Origin of the sequence: Streptomyces sp. S465 (genome assembly GCF_026898115.1) — a bacterium.
In the GTDB taxonomy this organism is placed as follows: Bacteria; Actinomycetota; Actinomycetes; order Streptomycetales; family Streptomycetaceae; genus Streptomyces; species Streptomyces luomodiensis.
Genome location: NZ_CP114036.1, coordinates 8,085,749 through 8,101,890 on the forward strand (window position 1 = coordinate 8,085,749; position 16,142 = coordinate 8,101,890).

Annotated in this window: 14 protein-coding genes; 12 read left to right on the forward strand and 2 right to left on the reverse strand. The window is 70.1% G+C overall.

Features of this window, described 5'->3' with window-relative positions:
* Positions 1–78: 78 nt before the first annotated feature.
* Both N6H00_RS34205 and N6H00_RS34210 read right to left on the reverse strand, forming a co-directional pair.
* Positions 79–1,674 (reverse strand): solute symporter family protein, encoded by a 1,596-nt coding sequence (locus tag N6H00_RS34205; RefSeq protein ID WP_268975709.1) that lies wholly within the window; start codon positions 1,672–1,674, stop codon positions 79–81.
* The gene (locus tag N6H00_RS34210; RefSeq protein ID WP_268975710.1) at positions 1,671–2,066 is read right to left on the reverse strand and encodes a DUF485 domain-containing protein; all 396 of its coding nucleotides are present in this window, start codon (positions 2,064–2,066) and stop codon (positions 1,671–1,673) included. The genes N6H00_RS34205 and N6H00_RS34210 overlap by 4 nt, the downstream gene beginning before the upstream one ends.
* Positions 2,067–2,602: 536 nt before the next feature.
* Here N6H00_RS34210 and N6H00_RS34215 point away from each other — a divergent pair.
* The 12 genes from N6H00_RS34215 to N6H00_RS34270 all read left to right on the forward strand — a co-directional run bounded on the left by N6H00_RS34215 (position 2,603) and on the right by N6H00_RS34270 (position 16,109).
* The gene (locus N6H00_RS34215) at positions 2,603–3,991 is read left to right on the forward strand and encodes an L-lactate MFS transporter (protein WP_268975711.1); all 1,389 of its coding nucleotides are present in this window, start codon (positions 2,603–2,605) and stop codon (positions 3,989–3,991) included.
* 3 nt (positions 3,992–3,994) lie between these two features.
* Positions 3,995–4,135 carry an MFS transporter small subunit gene (locus tag N6H00_RS34220; protein ID WP_268975713.1) on the forward strand — a complete coding sequence of 47 codons (141 nt, stop codon included), beginning with the start codon at positions 3,995–3,997 and terminating at the stop codon, positions 4,133–4,135.
* Between the two features lie 143 nt (positions 4,136–4,278).
* Complete coding sequence (locus N6H00_RS34225) at positions 4,279–7,212, forward strand: sensor histidine kinase (RefSeq protein WP_268975715.1); 2,934 nt, start codon at positions 4,279–4,281, stop codon at positions 7,210–7,212.
* A gap of 30 nt (positions 7,213–7,242) precedes the next feature.
* On the forward strand, positions 7,243–7,692 hold the full coding sequence (locus N6H00_RS34230) for a roadblock/LC7 domain-containing protein (RefSeq protein ID WP_268975716.1): 450 nt from the start codon (positions 7,243–7,245) through the stop codon (positions 7,690–7,692).
* Between the two features lie 16 nt (positions 7,693–7,708).
* Positions 7,709–8,320, forward strand: a complete 612-nt coding sequence (locus N6H00_RS34235; RefSeq protein ID WP_268975717.1) for a DUF742 domain-containing protein — start codon at positions 7,709–7,711, stop codon at positions 8,318–8,320.
* A gap of 327 nt (positions 8,321–8,647) precedes the next feature.
* Complete coding sequence (locus N6H00_RS34240; RefSeq protein ID WP_268975718.1) at positions 8,648–9,484, forward strand: endo alpha-1,4 polygalactosaminidase; 837 nt, start codon at positions 8,648–8,650, stop codon at positions 9,482–9,484.
* A 179-nt stretch (positions 9,485–9,663) separates the two neighbouring features.
* On the forward strand, positions 9,664–11,004 hold the full coding sequence (locus N6H00_RS34245; protein ID WP_268975719.1) for an ABC transporter substrate-binding protein: 1,341 nt from the start codon (positions 9,664–9,666) through the stop codon (positions 11,002–11,004).
* 10 nt (positions 11,005–11,014) lie between these two features.
* Positions 11,015–11,965 carry a carbohydrate ABC transporter permease gene (locus N6H00_RS34250; protein WP_268975720.1) on the forward strand — a complete coding sequence of 317 codons (951 nt, stop codon included), beginning with the start codon at positions 11,015–11,017 and terminating at the stop codon, positions 11,963–11,965.
* Positions 11,962–12,873, forward strand: coding sequence for a carbohydrate ABC transporter permease (locus tag N6H00_RS34255; RefSeq protein ID WP_268975721.1), 912 nt, complete (start codon positions 11,962–11,964; stop codon positions 12,871–12,873). Before N6H00_RS34250 ends, N6H00_RS34255 begins: the two co-directional genes overlap by 4 nt.
* A gap of 44 nt (positions 12,874–12,917) precedes the next feature.
* Positions 12,918–13,874: a carbohydrate kinase family protein gene (locus N6H00_RS34260; RefSeq protein ID WP_268975722.1), complete on the forward strand. Its 957-nt coding sequence runs from the start codon at positions 12,918–12,920 to the stop codon at positions 13,872–13,874.
* On the forward strand, positions 13,871–15,184 hold the full coding sequence (locus tag N6H00_RS34265; RefSeq protein ID WP_268975723.1) for an alpha-glucosidase/alpha-galactosidase: 1,314 nt from the start codon (positions 13,871–13,873) through the stop codon (positions 15,182–15,184). Before N6H00_RS34260 ends, N6H00_RS34265 begins: the two co-directional genes overlap by 4 nt.
* 37 nt (positions 15,185–15,221) lie before the next feature.
* Positions 15,222–16,109 carry an SIS domain-containing protein gene (locus tag N6H00_RS34270; protein ID WP_268975724.1) on the forward strand — a complete coding sequence of 296 codons (888 nt, stop codon included), beginning with the start codon at positions 15,222–15,224 and terminating at the stop codon, positions 16,107–16,109.
* Positions 16,110–16,142 lie beyond the last annotated feature (33 nt).

Consider the following 16,142-nt stretch of genomic DNA (forward strand, 5'->3'; position numbering starts at 1 on the left):
GACGGGGACGTCCGGGCCGGCCCGGACGTCCCCGCACCATGTGGGCCCAGCGCCCTGGGCCATATCGGCCCGGGGCGACTACCCCTGCGAACCGATGCCGGTCAGCGACCGCACTTCCATCTCCGACTGCTTCGCGGGGTCCGCGGGCCGCTTGCTGAGGACCGTGCCGAGGAACCCGCAGAGGAACGAGAGCGGGATCGACACCAGACCGGGGTTGGTGAGCGGGAACCAGTGGAAGTCCACGCCCTTGACGACCGCCGTGGGACTGCCCGAGATCGCCGGCGAGAAGATGATGAGCACCAGGCCGGAGCCCAGACCGCCGTAGATGCTCCACAGCGTGCCGGTGGTGTTGAAACGCTTCCAGAACAGTGTGTAGAGAATCGTCGGCAGATTGGCGGACGCGGCGAGCGCCAGGGCCAGTGACACCAGGAAGGCCACGTTCTGGCCGTTGGTGACGATACCGCCGACGATGGCCAGGGCACCGATCACGAGCGCCGTCAGACGCGCGACCCGGATCTCGGACCGCGGATCGGCCTTTCCGTTGCGGATCACGTTGGCGTACACGTCATGGGCGAACGAGGCCGACGCGGCCAGGGTCAGACCGGCCACGACCGCCAGGATCGTGGCGAAGGCCACCGCGGAGACGACACCCAGGAGCATCGCACCGCCGATCTCGAAGGCGAGCAGCGGCGCCGCGGAGTTCTCCCCGCCCGGCGCGTTGACGATCCGGTCCGAACCGACCAGAGCGGTGGCGCCGTACCCGACGATCAGGATCGACAGGTAGAAGATGAACATCGACCAGGAGCACCAGACCACCGAACGCCGGGCCTCCTTGGCGTCCGGCACGGTGTAGAAGCGCATCAGCACGTGCGGCAGGCTGGAGATGCCGAGGACCAGCGACAGTGACAGCGAGACGAAGTCGAGCTGGTCCATCGAGTCCTTGCCGTACCAGCCACCCGGGTTGAGCAGCTCCCCGCCCAGCGGGCTGTTCTGCGCGGCCTGATCGAGGATCGCCGAGAAGCTGAACCCGAACTTGCCGATGAGGAACACGCTCATGAAGGTCACGCAGAGCAGCAGCAGACCCGCCTTGATGATCTGCACCCAGGTCGTGCCCTTCATGCCGCCCACCAGGACGTAGAAGACCATGACCACGCCGACGCCCGTGATGACCAGGGCCTGCCCGGTCTTGCTGGTCACGTTGAGCAGCAGGGCGATCAGACCACCGGCGCCGGCCATCTGGGCGAGCATGTAGAAGAACGTGATCACCAGGGTGGAGTTGGCCGCCGCCGCGCGCACCGGGCGCTGTTTCATGCGGTAGGCCATCACATCGCCGACCGTGAACCGCCCGGTGTTGCGCAGCCGCTCCCCGACGAGCAGCAGGGCGACCAGCCAGGCGACAAGCCATCCGACGGAGTAGAGGAACCCGTCGTAGCCGTGGACGGCGATCGCCCCGGAAATACCGAGGAAGGACGCCGCGGAGAGGAAGTCACCGGAGAGCGCGATACCGTTCTGCACGCCGGTGAAAGCGCTTCCCGCGGCGTAGTAGTCGGATGTCGTCGAATTCCTGTTGGTGGCCTTGTAGACGATGTAGAGCGTAATGAGAACGAAAACGAAGAATACGCTCAGGTTGATGATCGGGCTGCCGGTCGTGGAGGCTGCGATCTGCACTGTCATTTCTTGCCGACTCCCGCCAGCTCGTGGATCCTGTCCACCTGAGGATCGAGTTTCTTACGCGCGTAGCGCCGGTACGTCAAGACGATCAGCATCGTCGACACGAACTGGAGCAGGCCGAAAACGGTGCCGATGTTGACCGCGCCGAACAGCTTGCGGCTCATAAACTCGTGGTCGTAGGCGGAGAAGAGCACGAAGGTCATGTACCAGCACAAGAAGAAGGCACTCATGGGGAAGACGAACCAGAGCAGTCTCCTGCGGAGCAGCTTGAACTCCGGGCTCTGCTGAATCGCCTGGAAATCGGGCTCCCCGATGTCGTCACCGCGGTCGGCGAACCCCGGTCCGGCGGCCCGCTCGGATGGCCTGGCAGCGGGAGGTCGCACCGCATTGTTCATGGTTGTCTCCGGGGTTTTTCTGACGAGGCGTCCTTCGGAGCGCCCGGCTCGGGCGGCGGGGACGGGCAACCGGGCGGCCCTTGACGCGGCAAGTGTAGTGAGGCGCCGTACGCAGTCAACGCCGCCCCCGGTGCTCGTCCGCCCAGGTGGACGCGTGAGACGACGGGCATCCGGTTCAGGTGTCAGCTCGGTTACGGTAAGGGGTCGCCGGCCCCCATGCTTTGTCGCATCCCTTCCGTGTTGTCCCCTTTGAAAGGGGGTCAGAGGATGACAGACGATCAGCAACGCATCGTTGCGGGACATTTCCGGGCCCGGCGTTGTGTCCCAAGTGGCCCCACTGATAGAACCTCCCCTCGTGCAGAACGTCCCATCGTGCGCGAGCACGGGTGCAGTGGACGCGCCACTGGGCAGCGAGTCTGCCGCTGGCATATGACGACTGCTCCGCGCTCGCCACTCCCTCCCCCGAGGTGTTAGAGAGTACGGTCAGGAATGCAGTCTGCGGGGGTGTTCCCGAAGAGCCGGAGGTAGGTTGATCTGTGGGTTTCCTCGATCGCTCTCGCATCATCGCCGAGCCGGGCTGGAATCGTTGGCTGATTCCGCCGGCTGCGCTCGCGATTCACTTCTCCATCGGCCAGGCGTACTCCTGGAGCGTTTTCAAGATACCCCTGGAAGATTCCCTAGACATTTCGGGGACGGCTAGCGCCCTCCCCTTCCAGATCGGCATCCTGGTGCTGGGACTCTCTGCCGCGTTCGGTGGAACGCTGGTCGAGCGGAAAGGACCGCGATGGGCCATGTTCGTGGCGCTCGTGGCCTTCTCGTCGGGATTCCTGATCGCCGCACTCGGTGTCGCCACGAGCAGTTACTGGCTGGTCGTGCTCGGGTACGGCGGCATCGGCGGCGTCGGCCTCGGCATCGGGTACATCGCACCGGTGTCCACCTTGATGAAGTGGTTTCCGGACCGGCCGGGCATGGCCACCGGCACGGCGATCATGGGTTTCGGTGGCGGTGCGCTGATCGCCTCGCCCTGGTCCACCGAGATGCTCAAGGCGTTCGGCAGCGACACCAGCGGTATCGCGCAGGCGTTCCTGGTGCACGGCCTGGCCTACGCCGCGTTCATGTCGCTGGGTGTGGTGCTCATCCGGGTGCCCCCGGAGGGCTGGCGGCCGGCCGGCTGGACGCCTCGCGACGACGCCGGGAAGAAGCTCGTCACGACCGCGAACGTATCGGCGAAGAACGCGGTGAAGACCCCGCAGTTCTGGCTGCTCTGGGTCGTGCTGTGCATGAACGTTACTGCTGGTATCGGGATCCTGGAGAAGGCCGCCCCGATGATCCAGGACTTCTTCCAGGACACGGACAGCCCGGTGAGCGCGACCGCCGCCACCGGGTTCGTCGCGCTTTTGTCCCTGGCCAACATGGCCGGTCGCTTCGTGTGGTCCTCGGTTTCCGACGTGGTCGGCAGGAAGAACATCTACCGCGTGTACCTGGGTGTCGGCGCCCTGCTCTACCTCACCATCATGCTCGAGAAGGACAGCAGCACCGTGTTGTTCGTCGTCTCGACCATGGTGATCCTGTCGTTCTACGGCGGTGGCTTCTCCACCGCCCCGGCCTACCTCAAGGACCTGTTCGGCACCTACCAGGTCGGCGCGATCCACGGCCGGCTGCTGACCGCGTGGTCGGTCGCCGGGGTCGCCGGGCCCCTCATCGTGGACTCCATCGCGGACGCCGCGCATGAGGACGGGCACACGGGGCCGGGTCTGTACTCCTTCTCGTTCTCCCTCATGATGGGATTGCTCGTCATCGGCTTCATCGCCAACGAGCTGGTACGTCCGGTGAATCCGAAGTTCCATGAACCGGAGTCGGCGAGCTCGAAGGAGTCGGCGACGCCGGAAGAAGACCCCGATCCCATCCCGGCAGAGAGGCGGTAAACCGTGACGGACGCAGACGGCCCCGCGCCGAAGGCGACGACGAGTTCCCCCGTCGTGCTGGTCGTGGCGTGGCTCTGGGTGGCCATTCCGTTTCTGTACGGTTTGTATGAACTCGGCGTGAAGAGTAGCAAGTTGTTCGAGTGAGGTAGGCCGCGCCGGCGCATCGCCGCATCGATGCGCCGGCGCGCTGCCGGGTGTTCGACTTCCCCGTTCCGGGGAAATCCCAGGAGAAACGGCATCGTGATACATCCCTGTGGGCAAGCCGGTCCGAGCGCGGAGCGCGTCTCATGACCCCGGGCAGGCATGCGGCCGCGCGCGATCGCTCGCCGTCGTGGTGGGCCGGCGTCGTGGAGTGGCGGAACTGGCGGCTGCCGGTGAAGCTGGGTGCCGTTCTGGTGGTGCCCGCCCTGCTCGCCGTCGCCTTGGGCGTCGTGCAGATCCAGCGCGACGTCGAACGCGCGAACACCTACGCGGACATGCAGCGGCTGGTCGAGCTGCGCGGTGAGCTGATGCCGTTGATCGGCGATCTCCAGATGGAACGGACCATGGCGGCCGAGCGGCTGCGCGGCGGTGCGTCCACCCACGAGGCCATGCTCCGGCAGCAGACCGGGCGCGTGGACCGCGCTCGGGCCGCCGTCGCCCGGACCATGAAGCGGGCACCCCGGCTCGAGGGGGCCTCGGCGCTCCGTTACCACGACGCGGTCAAGCTTCTGGACGGGCTGCCCGCCCTGCGCCGGCAGGTGACGTCCAAGGACATCAGCTCGTGGACCGCGGTGAACGACTACAGCGAGATCGTCAACGGTCTGCTCGACCTGGACCAGGCACTCGGCAGCCGGTTCGGCGAACCCAAGCTGTCCGGGACGGCGACCGCGCTGTACGACCTCGAGGTGGTCCAGGAGCAGGTCCACCTCCAGCATGTGATCGCGCTGGAGGGGCCCGAGCCCGGCAAGCTGGATGATGGCCGGCTCCTCAGGGCGCTGGCCGAGTCCGCGATCCGCATGGGGGACAAGCTGGGCGACTTCCGGGCCGTGGCCACCGAGGCGGAGAAGCGGGCCTACCAGCGGACGGTCACCGGCCCGGAGGTCGAGCGGCGCGCTCAGTTGCTCAATGCCGCGTTGTACCAGTCGGCGCGGTCGGAGCAGCCGGGCATCGGGCAGAACGGCACCGGGGACGCGACGCGGTTCTCCGCCCGCGACTGGAACAGCAGTTCGGAGCGGACCGGAGCGCTCATCGACACGGTGGCGAAGAGCCTCGCCGACCGGCTCCGGGTGACCTCCGCCGATCTCCAGGACCAGACGAGCGACCGGGCCGGCGCGGAGTCCGTGCTGCTCTTCGCCGTGCTCCTGCTCGCCCTCGCCATCGGCATCGGCATCGCCCGCCATCTGCTGCGTTCGCTCACCATCCTCCGCTTCACCGCGCTCGACGTGGCCGAGCGGCGGCTCCCGGAAGCGGTGTCGAGCATCCGCGAGGGCGAGGTGTCCACCACGTCGATCAGCGCGGTGCCGGTCCACACCACGGAGGAGTTCGGACAGCTGGCCAGGGCGTTCGACGCGGTGCACGGGCAGGCCGTGCGGCTGGCCGCCGAGCAGGCCGCGCTCCGTGGCGACCTGCGGGACACCCTGGTCAACCTCTCCCGGCGCAGCCAGAGCCTGGTGGACCGGCTGCTGCGGTTGATGGAGGAGCTCGAGCTGCACGAAGAGGACCCGGACCAGCTGGCCAGCCTCTTCAAGCTCGACCACCTGGCGACCCGTATGCGGCGCAACAACGAGAACCTGATGGTCCTGTGCGGCAGCACACCGGTCCGCCCCTCCGAGCAACGCGTACCACTGGACCGCGTGTTGCGGGCCGCGGTCTCCGAGATCGAGCACTACCAGCGTGTGGTGGTCGAGCCCGTTCCCTCCGCCGAGGTGATCGGGTACGCTGCCGGTGACCTGGCGCGAATGGTCGCTGAGCTGCTGGACAACGCCACCGCGTTCTCCCCGCCCGAGACCCAAGTGGTCATCAGCAACACACTGCGCCCGGACGGTTCCGCACTGATCGAGATCCACGACGAGGGATTCGGGATGAGCGGTGCCGAATTGGCCAAGGCTCATCGGCGCGTAGCGGGGGACGCATCCGTGGAGGTACCTACGTCCCGCCAGATGGGCCTCTCGGTCGTCGGCCGTCTGGCCCGCCGGCACGGCGTCACCGTGGAGCTGATATCGGACCGGGCCACCCGTGGCGGACTCCGGGCCGGTGTGCTGGTCCCGGCCAAGCTGATGCTGACCGACAAGCCCGCCCTCGCGGGCCGAGCAGGTTCACTGCCCGTCAGGCAGACCTCCGCCCAGGCCTCCGAGCCGGTGCGGACCCGCCCGGAGGCCGGCGGTGCCACCGCCGCACCGCTGCCGCGCCGCGCCCCCGACCTGGCCCGCTCGATACGCGGCGGTGACACCCCGGCGGTTTCCGGACGCGGCGAACGTCCCCTGCCGAGCCGCCCCGGTTCCCCGCGGGCGTTCGCCGACCCCCAGCAGACCAAGGGACTGCCGCGCCGGAAGCCCGGCGGCGGGGCCGGCCGGCCCACCCCCTTCGGCGAGGACGCGCCGAAGCGGATCGGCGGCCGCCCCGGCACCGGCGGCGCACCCGTGAACGGCCGCGCCGCCGCGGCCCCCGGGCAGCCGCTGGTGCCACCTCAGCGGTCGCGTCCGGCCCCTCCGGAACAGGGCGCCGCTGCCTCGCCGTGGTTCGCGCCGACCGCCTCCGGGGAGGCACCGACGGGCCCGCGTGGCGAGGAGCGGCCCGCCGAGCGGACGCCCACCGAGCGGCGGCCTGCCGAGCGGCAGCCCGCCGAGCGGAAGCCGGCGGACCACCCTCCGGCGTCCGGACTTCCCCGGCGGCCCGTCCCGGCTCCGCCCGGGTCCCGCCAGGAGAGCCGGCCGGGGCCCGCGGGCGACCGTCGCCGCGCCGACCAGGAGCCGTCGGGCGGAGCGGCGCCGGCCGGCCGCCCCCAGACGGAACGGCCTCAAGCCGAACGTCCCCAGGCCGAACGCACCCAGGCCGGGCTGCCCCGGCGGGTGCCGCGCCAGAGTCCGGCACCGGACCGGGCCAAGCCCCCCGCGCCGGACCCGGCCAAACCGCGGGCCGCCGGGGACGAGGCGGCCGCGCGGGTGGACGCCGGCCGCACCCACAGATTCCTCAGCAACTACCAGTCAGGCATCCGTCGGGCTCACCCCGACGAGACGTAAGGGCTCAGCGAAGATGGACAGGAAGAACCCATGACCTCACCCCACCTGCGGGAGGTGAGCCAGTTCGGATGGCTGGTCACCAACTTCACCGAGCGGGTGCCCAATGTGGCGCACGCCGTGGTGGTCTCGGCCGACGGACTGTTGCTCACCGCCTCGAACGGGCTGGCGGACGATCGTGCCGAGCAGGTCGCCACCATCGCGGCGGGGGCCATCAGTCTGATCCAGGGCGCCGCCCAATGCCTGATGACCGGTGATGTGCGGTCGTCCGTCATCCAGATGCAGTACGGAAACATGCTGCTGATGTCGATCAAGGACGGCTCGTGCCTCGTGGTGCTGGCGGCGCCGGACTGCGAGATCGGTCAGGTGGCGTACGAGATGACGGTCCTGGTCGATCAGGTCGGCGAGATGCTGACCCCGGAACTACGCGCCGAGCTTCAGGAGTTGAATCTCCAGGGAATGCATCGGACAGCAGTCAAATAGGCCGGACGGGGAGATCATGAGCACCGGTGAGGGCCCTTCCGGGCAGGGATCTCGGAGAGAACAGGGGGCGGAGGACGAACAGACTTTCGCCGATGTGCTCAACGCCTTCAGTTTCGGCAAAGGGCGACGCGGGCGGAAGGCGTCTCGCTCCGGCGGGACGCCCGAGCCCCCGTCCCCGCGGGAGACCGAGGACGTCCGGCCGGAGAGCCGCGCGGAGCCCTTCCCGCGGACGCCGCCGGAGCGTGAGCAGTCGGACGGCTGGGAGTCCGAGCACGATGAGAGCCAGGGCCCGGCCTCGCTGGTGCGTGCCTACTCATGGACGGGCGGGCGGACCAGGTCCCACCATCACTTCGAGGTCGAGACCCTGGTGACCACGACCGAGCTGGGGCACCGCTCCACCGACGTGGTGCAGGCGGACCACTACCCGGTGATCGCGCTGTGCCAGGAGCCGCGGTCGGTGGCCGAGGTGGCGGCCATGCTCTCGGTGCCGCTGGGCGTGGCCAAGGTCCTGCTCGGCGACATGGCGGAACGCGGGCTGATCGTCGTGCACCGGACGCCCTCCGCGGAGGGCGAGGTCCCGGACCGCGCCCTGATGGAGCGGGTGCTGGTGGGGCTTCGACGGATCTAGCGGAAGGCGCCGGAACCGCGCCGCCCTCTGCCGGAGAGAGTGTTCTCCGGCAGAGGGCGGCGCGGTTGTCGTTGATGCGTGGAATGTCCCTCGGTGAGCGCACGCTCGCTGATCGCTTGTGCGCGTTCGAAGCCAATATTGAGCAGTTTCAAACTCTTGACGTGGCTCGACCTGATCGGTTTACTCCCTGACACGCCGATGTCACGTAATCGGCGGCAGAGGTACGCCCAGCCGGTATGCGGCCCCGCCGCGAGCCCGGACCAAGTCGCCAGGTCGCTGTCTGCGACCGAGGCGGGGCCGTGCCCCCGGATCATGGAGCTCTCAGCGATGAGCCTGAACCGTATGCGCATCCGCACCACCCTGGGCGCCGCCGTGGCCTGCGCCGCGGCCGCCACGGTCGGTTTTCTCGCCCCCGGTACCGCCTCGGCCTCGGCCGCCGCGGTCACCCTTCCGCCGGTGCACGCCGGCTTCGACTACCAGATCGGCGGGGCGTACACCCCGCCGGCCGGGGTGCAGGTGGTCAGCCGCGACCACAGCGCCGCCCCGGCCTCCGGCCTGTACAACATCTGTTACATCAACGCCTTCCAGACCCAGGCCGTCGGCGACCCCGGCGGCCCGGACGACTGGGACCAGGACCTGTTGCTGAAGGACGGCGACGGCGAGGTCGTCATCGACCCGGACTGGGACGAGGCGATCCTGGACATCACCACCGACGCGAAGCGGCGCAGCATCGCGGACAAGATCAAGGTCCAGATCGACGAATGCGCCGCCAAGGGCTTCAACGCGCTGGAGCTCGACAACTTCGACACCTACACCCGGGAGGTCGTCGAGGGCCGGATCACCGCCTCGCACGCCCAGACCTACATCCGCATCCTCTCCGCCTACGGCCATGACAAGGGCCTGGCCGTCGGCCAGAAGAACACCGTGGAACTGGCCCCGAACCACACGGCGAACGGCCTGGACTTCGCCATCGCCGAGGAGTGCGGCAGCTGGAACGAGTGCTCCCGGTACCTCTCCGCCTTCGGGAACCACGCCATCTTCATCGAGTACACCGACGCCGGTATGGCGAACGCCTGCCAGTACGGCGACCGGGTCAGCGTCGTACAGCGGGACGTCAACGTCTCGCCCGCGGGCAGCGGCGGCTACGTCCGCAAGACCTGCTGAACCTTCCCCGTCCCCGGTGGGCGCGCCGCGCCCACCGCTCGGCTCCTGGGGTCCGGTGCGCGGGACCGCTCTGTCCCGCCCCGGCCCCCTGCCCGCCGCGGCCCCGCCCGGACTGTCACGCCCGGACCACCACGCCGTCCCAGGGCGTCACTCACCCGAACCATCAACTGGAGGCAGATATGGACGCGGACGCGGTCGCGGTCCAGCGCGTGCGCGGCGGCCCGTCCCGTCGTGACGTCCTGCGCGGCGGGGGTGCGCTGGCGCTCACCGGCGCCGCGGGCGCGGCGGTGGCGGGCTGCGGGACGGGCCTGGGAGTGGACTCCCACGGAGTCGTCCACATCGAGGTGTGGCACGGGCAGACCAGCTCCGCGCTGAACGTGGTCAAACGGCTCGTGGCCGACTTCCACCGGAGCCACCCCAAGATACGGATCGACCTGAGCGGCGGGGTGCTGGCGGACGACATGCTCCAGAAGGTGATGGCCGGTCTGGTGGCCGGCTCCCCGCCCGATGTCGCCTACATCTTCGGCTCCGACCTGGCCAGCGTCGCCAGAAGCTCCCAGCTGGCGGACATGACGACGGTCGTGGAATCCGGGCAGGTGCCCTGGAAGCAGTACTGGCCCGCCGCCCGGGACGGCGTCACCGTCGACGGTGTGGTCCGCGCGGTGCCCGCGGTGCTGGACGCGCTCGCCGTGGTGTGCAACAAGACGCTCTTCCACCGGGCCGGACTGGTCCTGCCCGCGCCCGGCTGGACCTGGCAGGACTTCATCGAAACCGCCAGGAAGCTGACCGACCGCGGCAAGGGCACGTTCGGCACCGGCTGGCCCGCCGCGGGCGACGAGGACACCGTGTGGCGGATGTGGCCCATGATCTGGGATCTGGGCGGGGAGGTCATCGACGAGGACACCCGGCGGATCGGGTTCGCGGGCGAACCCGGCATCCGCGCTCTGGAGGTGCTCCAGGCGCTCGCCCGGGACAGAAGCGTCTACGTCGACCCCAAGCCCGGTGGCGAGCAGATGTACCAGGCCTTCGCGTCCGGCCGCCTGGGAATGGTCGCGACCGGCCCCTGGCAGCTGCCCGACATCCGCCAGGCCGAGATCGACTACCACGTCGTCCCGCTGCCCAGCTTCAGCGGCAGACCGGTGACCATCTCCGGCCCCGACACCTGGAGCGTGTTCGACAACGGCTCCGCGCGGCTGAAGGCCGCCCGGACGTTCGTCGGCTGGCTCATGCGGCCCGGACCGGCGTACCTCTGGGACACCGGGGTGGGCAGCCTGCCGCAGAGCCGGCCGGCCGAGCGCCGGCCGCGGTGGCGGGCGCACGCGGCCGAGGTGCCCGGTCTGCCGGTGTTCACCGAGGCGCTCCGGACCGCCCGGGTGCGCCCCGTCGACCGGGCCTACCCCAAGATCTCCATGCCGTTCGGCGAGGCCATCACCGCCGTCCTGCTCGGGAAGAGCACACCGGCCACGGCGCTGCGGCGATGCGCCGACGAAGCCAACGCCGCCATGGCCACGGTGCGTTGAGGAGCTCCACATGTCCCGTCTGCCCACCCCCATCACCCTTCCGGACGTGACGCCACCGGCCGGTCCGGCACGCCGCCGACGCCGCCGGGAAGCCGCCACGGCCTGGGCGTTCGTCCTCCCCTCCGTCCTGGTCATCCTGGGCCTGAGCGTCATCCCCGTCCTGTGGTCACTGCTGCTGTCGTTCCAGTACAGCGACCTCCTCACGCCGAGCGTCTGGGTGGGCTGGGACAACTACCGCCAGCTGGCCGACGATCCGCAGTTCGGGCAGGCCGTGCGCAACACACTGGTCTACACGGCGCTGTATGTGCCGCTGAGCATCGGCCTGGGGCTGGTCCTCGCGCTGGTCCTCAACCGCCGTATCCGGTTCACCGGTCTGTACCGCACCCTGCTGTTCGTGCCGTTCGTGGTCTCCGCCGCCGCCCAGGGCGTCCTGTTCGCCTTCATCCTCGACCCGGAGTTCGGCGCGGCCAACTCACTGCTGCACCGCATCGGAGTCTCCCCCCAGGGCTTCCTGTCCGATCCGGCCCAGGCCCTGCTGGTCCTGGTGGGCATCTCCCTGTGGAGCGGCACCGGCTTCTGCGTCGTGATCTACCTCGCGGCGCTCCAGGACGTCCCCCGGGAGCTCGTCGAGGCCGCCACCCTGGACGGTGCGGACCGCCGGCATGTGCTGCGCCATGTCACCCTGCCCACCATCGCACCGGTCAGCGTGTTCCTGCTGCTGTGGCAGACGATCACCGCCCTCCAGGTGTTCGACCTGGTGTACGTGACGACGAAGGGCGGCCCGCTCGGATCCACCACCGTGATCGTCTACTTCGTCTGGGAACAGGCGTTCCGGAACTTCACCGCCGGCTACGGGGCCGCGGCGGCCTACGTCCTCGGCGCCGCCCTGCTCCTGATCGCGGCCGGGACGCGTCTGGTCCGGCGCCGCGAGGACCGCCGTCTCAAGGGAGCCACGTCATGACGGACCTGTCCCACCTCCCGGGGAGAACCGCCGACCGGCTCCGGCCGGCCGGCCGGACCACCGAAGAGCCCGTGGCCCGCCCACGGCGCCGGCTCCGGCTGCCGTTCAGCCCGTGGCATCTGCTGCTCGCGCCACTGGCGCTGCTGTTCGCCGTACCGCTGATCTGGCTGGGGCTCAGCTCCGTGATGAGCGACGCGGAGATCAACCGGTTCCCGCCGGCGCTCTGGCCCTCCGGCATCGACCTGGGCGGCTACCGGTATGTCCTGGGCAACGCGATGTTCCCGCGCTGGTTCGCCAACTCCCTGATCGTCTCGGCCGTCGCGGTCGTCTCGAACCTGCTGCTCGGAACGCTGGGCGGATACGCCTTCGCCCGGATGCGGTTCGGCGGGTCCCGGGTGCTGCTGGTGCTGATGCTGGCCACCATGGCCATCCCGTTCCAGCTGACGATGATCCCGACCTTCCTGGTCATGCGGAAGCTGGGGCTCACCGACACCCTCGGGGCGCTGATCGTCCCGTCGCTGGTGACGCCGTTCGCGGTGTTCCTGCTGCGGCAGTTCTTCCTCTCCCTGCCCAGGGAGCTGGAGGAAGCCGCATGGATCGACGGGTGTTCGCGGCTGCGGGTGCTGTTCCAGATCGTGGTCCCGCTGTCCCGCCCGGCGCTGAGCACTGTCGCCGTCCTCACCTTCCTCACCACCTGGAACGACCTGTCGTGGCCGCTCATCGCCCTGAACCACGAGGCCAACTACACCCTCCAACTGGGCCTGACCACCTTCCGGGGACAGCACCACACCCAGTGGTCGGCCGTGATGGCGGGCAACGTCATCACCGTCCTGCCGGTGCTGCTCGCCTTCCTCGCCGCCCAGAAGACCTTCGTCCGGTCGATCACCTCCACCGGCCTCAAGGGCTGACCACGCTCCGCACCACCCCTCATCGCACCTCTTCGGGAACCTTCATGCCGCCCAGCTTCGACCTGCTCGTCATCGGGGACGCCAACCCCGACGTCATCATCGGACCGCTCGACGCCCCACTCGCCTTCGGCCAGCGCGAACAGCTCGTCGACAGCGGCGCGCTCACCATCGGCGGCTCCGCCGCGATCACCGCGTGCGGCGCCGCCCGGCTGGGGCTGCGCGTGGCCTTCGCCGGACGCGTCGGGGACGACGGCGCCGGACACTACATGCGCGACCGGCTCGCCGCGCACGGCGTCGACGTCCAGGCGCTGCACCTGGACGAGAGCCGGCCGACGCCGCTCACGGTCATCGTGACCCGCGACGACGACCGGGCCATCCTCACCGCGCCGGGCACCCTCGCCGCGACGACCGGGGCCGACGTCCCCGAACGCCTGCTCACCTCGGCCCGGCACGTCCACTCCGCGTCCTTCTTCCTCATGCCGCAGCTCGCCGCCGACCTGCCCGGCCTCTTCGACACCGCCCGCGCGGCGGGCGCCACCACCTCGCTCGACACCAACGACGACCCCTCGGGCCGATGGGACCTCGCGCCACTCGCGCCCGTCCTGGCCCGGACCGACATCCTGCTGCCCAACGCGGACGAGGCACACCGGCTGGCCGGCACCGACGGCACCTCCGTCGCCGCGGCCGCCGGACTCCTCGCCCGTCAGGTCCCGCTGGTGGCCGTCAAGAACGGGGCGGACGGCGCCCTGTGCCACGACGGCCGGACCCTGCACACCACCGCCGGCCTCCGGGTGACACCTCAGGACGCCGTCGGCGCGGGCGACAGCTTCAACGCGGGTTTCCTGGCCGCACGGCTGGCGGGCCGGTCCACCGCCGAGGCGCTCGACCTCGCCGCCGTATGCGGTGCGCTGTCCACCCGCGCCGCAGGCGGCACCACCGCCCAGCCCACCTGGGAAGAAACCCTCACCCACCTCACCGCCAACGGAGACAGCCCGTCATGATCAACCCCAAAATCGTGCTGGTCGGCGCCGGCAGCGTCGTCTTCACCCAGGGCCTGCTGGCGGATCTGTTCGCCTTCCCCGAGCTGAGGACCGCGCACATCGCCCTGCACGACATCGACGCGGAACGCCTGGCCACCGCCGAGGCCGCCGCGCGGTACATCGCCGGGAAACGGGACGCCGCCGCCGTGCGCATCACCGCACACGCCGACCGGCGCGCGGCGCTCGAAGGCGCCGACTTCGTCATCAACATCGTCCAGATCGGCATGGGCGAGGCCACCCGTACCGACTTCGAGATCCCCGCGCGCCACGGTGTGCGGCAGACCATCGGCGACACCCTCGGCGTCGGCGGCATCTTCCGCGCCCTGCGCACCTTCCCGTTCCTCAAGGCGCTGGGCGAGGACATCGCCGCCGTGTGCCCCGAGGCGTGGCTGCTCAACTACACCAACCCGATGGCCATGAACGTGCAGTACCTGGTGGCGGCGACCGGTCTGACCCGGGTGGTCGGCCTGTGCCACTCGGTGCACTGGACCATGCACGACCTGTGCGCCCTGCTCAAGGTCCCCTTCGAGGAGGTCACCTACCGTGCCGCCGGCGTCAACCACCAGGCGTGGGTGCTGCGGTTCGAGCACGACGGCACCGACCTGTACCCCCGGCTGGACGCCCTGATCGCCGAGGACGAGCAGCTGCGCCGCCGGGTGCGCGTCGACATGTACCGGCGGCTGGGCTACTACCCGACCGAGACCAGCGAGCACTCCTCCGAATATGTGCCCTGGTACCTGCACCACGACAGCGAGATCGAGCGGCTGCGGCTGCCCATCGGCGCCTATCTCGGCATCGTCGAGGAGAACGTGGCCGAGTACGAGCGCACCCGCGACGCCCTCGCCACCGGCGCGTGCATCGACGTCGAGGGAACCATGGAATACGCCCCGCAGATCATCCACTCCATGGTGACCGGCACCCCCAGGACCGTCTACGGCAATGTGCCCAACCGGGGGCTCATCGAGAACCTCCCCGCCCACGGGGTCGTCGAAGTGCCGTGCCTGGTCGACCGGTCCGGTGTCCAGCCGACCCGGGCCGGTGCGCTCCCCCCGCAGCTCGCCGCGCTCAACCGCACCTACCTCAGCATGAACGACCTCGTGGTGCGCGCCGCCCTGGAGGACGAGCCGCGCCACATCCGGCACGCGGCCATGACCGACCCGGCGACCGCCGCCGCCCTGCGGGTCGAGCAGATCTGGGAGCTGTGCGACGACATGGTGCGCGCGCACGCCGACCGGCTGCAACCCGCGCTGCGTGCCACCCTCGGCAGCTGAGAACCCTCGCCGCCACCCACCTACGTCACGGAGAATCATGTCCCACACCAGTGATGAGATCGCCAGCCAGCCGGAGTGCTGGGAGCGGGCGGTGAGCGAAGCGCCGCGCCACGCCAAGGCGCTGCCCGCGCCGGGCGAGCGGGTCGCGGTCATCGGCTGCGGCACCTCGCTGTTCATGGCCCAGGCGTACGCGCGGCTGCGCGAAGGCATCGGCCACGGCATCACCGACGCCTATCCGGCGTCCGAGGCGCGGCTGCTCAGGCCCTACGACCGGATCCTCGCCCTCACCCGGTCCGGCACCACCACCGAGATCATCTCGGCGCTCGAGGAGGCCGCGGAACCGGCGCGGATCACCACGGTCACCGCCGTCGCCGACTCCCCGGCGACGGCCAAGGCCGACGAGGTGATCTGCCTGGACTACGCCGACGAGCGGTCGGTGGTGCAGACCCGGTTCCCCACCACCGAACTGCTGTTGCTCCGTGCCCACCTCGGGCTCCCCACCGACGACGCGCTCGCCGACGTGGCCACCGCGCTCGCCTCGCCGCTCCCCGACGAGCTGACCGGCGCCGAGCAGATCACCTTCCTCGGGGCCGACTGGAGCGTGGGCGTCGCCCACGAGGCCGCGCTCAAGGTGCGCGAGGCGGCGGCCCATTGGACGGAGTCCTACTCCGCCATGGAGTACCGGCACGGCCCGATCGCCGTGGCCCGCGCGGGCCGGGCCGTGTGGAGCCTGGCCCCCGTGGCGAGCTCACTCGCCGACCGGGTCGGCGCCACCGGGGCGTATCTGCGCCAGGGGGTCCTCGATCCGCTGGCCGAACTCGTCCTCGCCCAGCGTCTGGCCGTCCGTCTCGCCGAGAACGCCGGCCGGAACCCCGACCGGCCCGAGCACCTGACCCGCTCGGTCATCCTCGGCTCCCAGGACTGAACCGACCGACCGGCTGAACCTCCCCTCACCCCC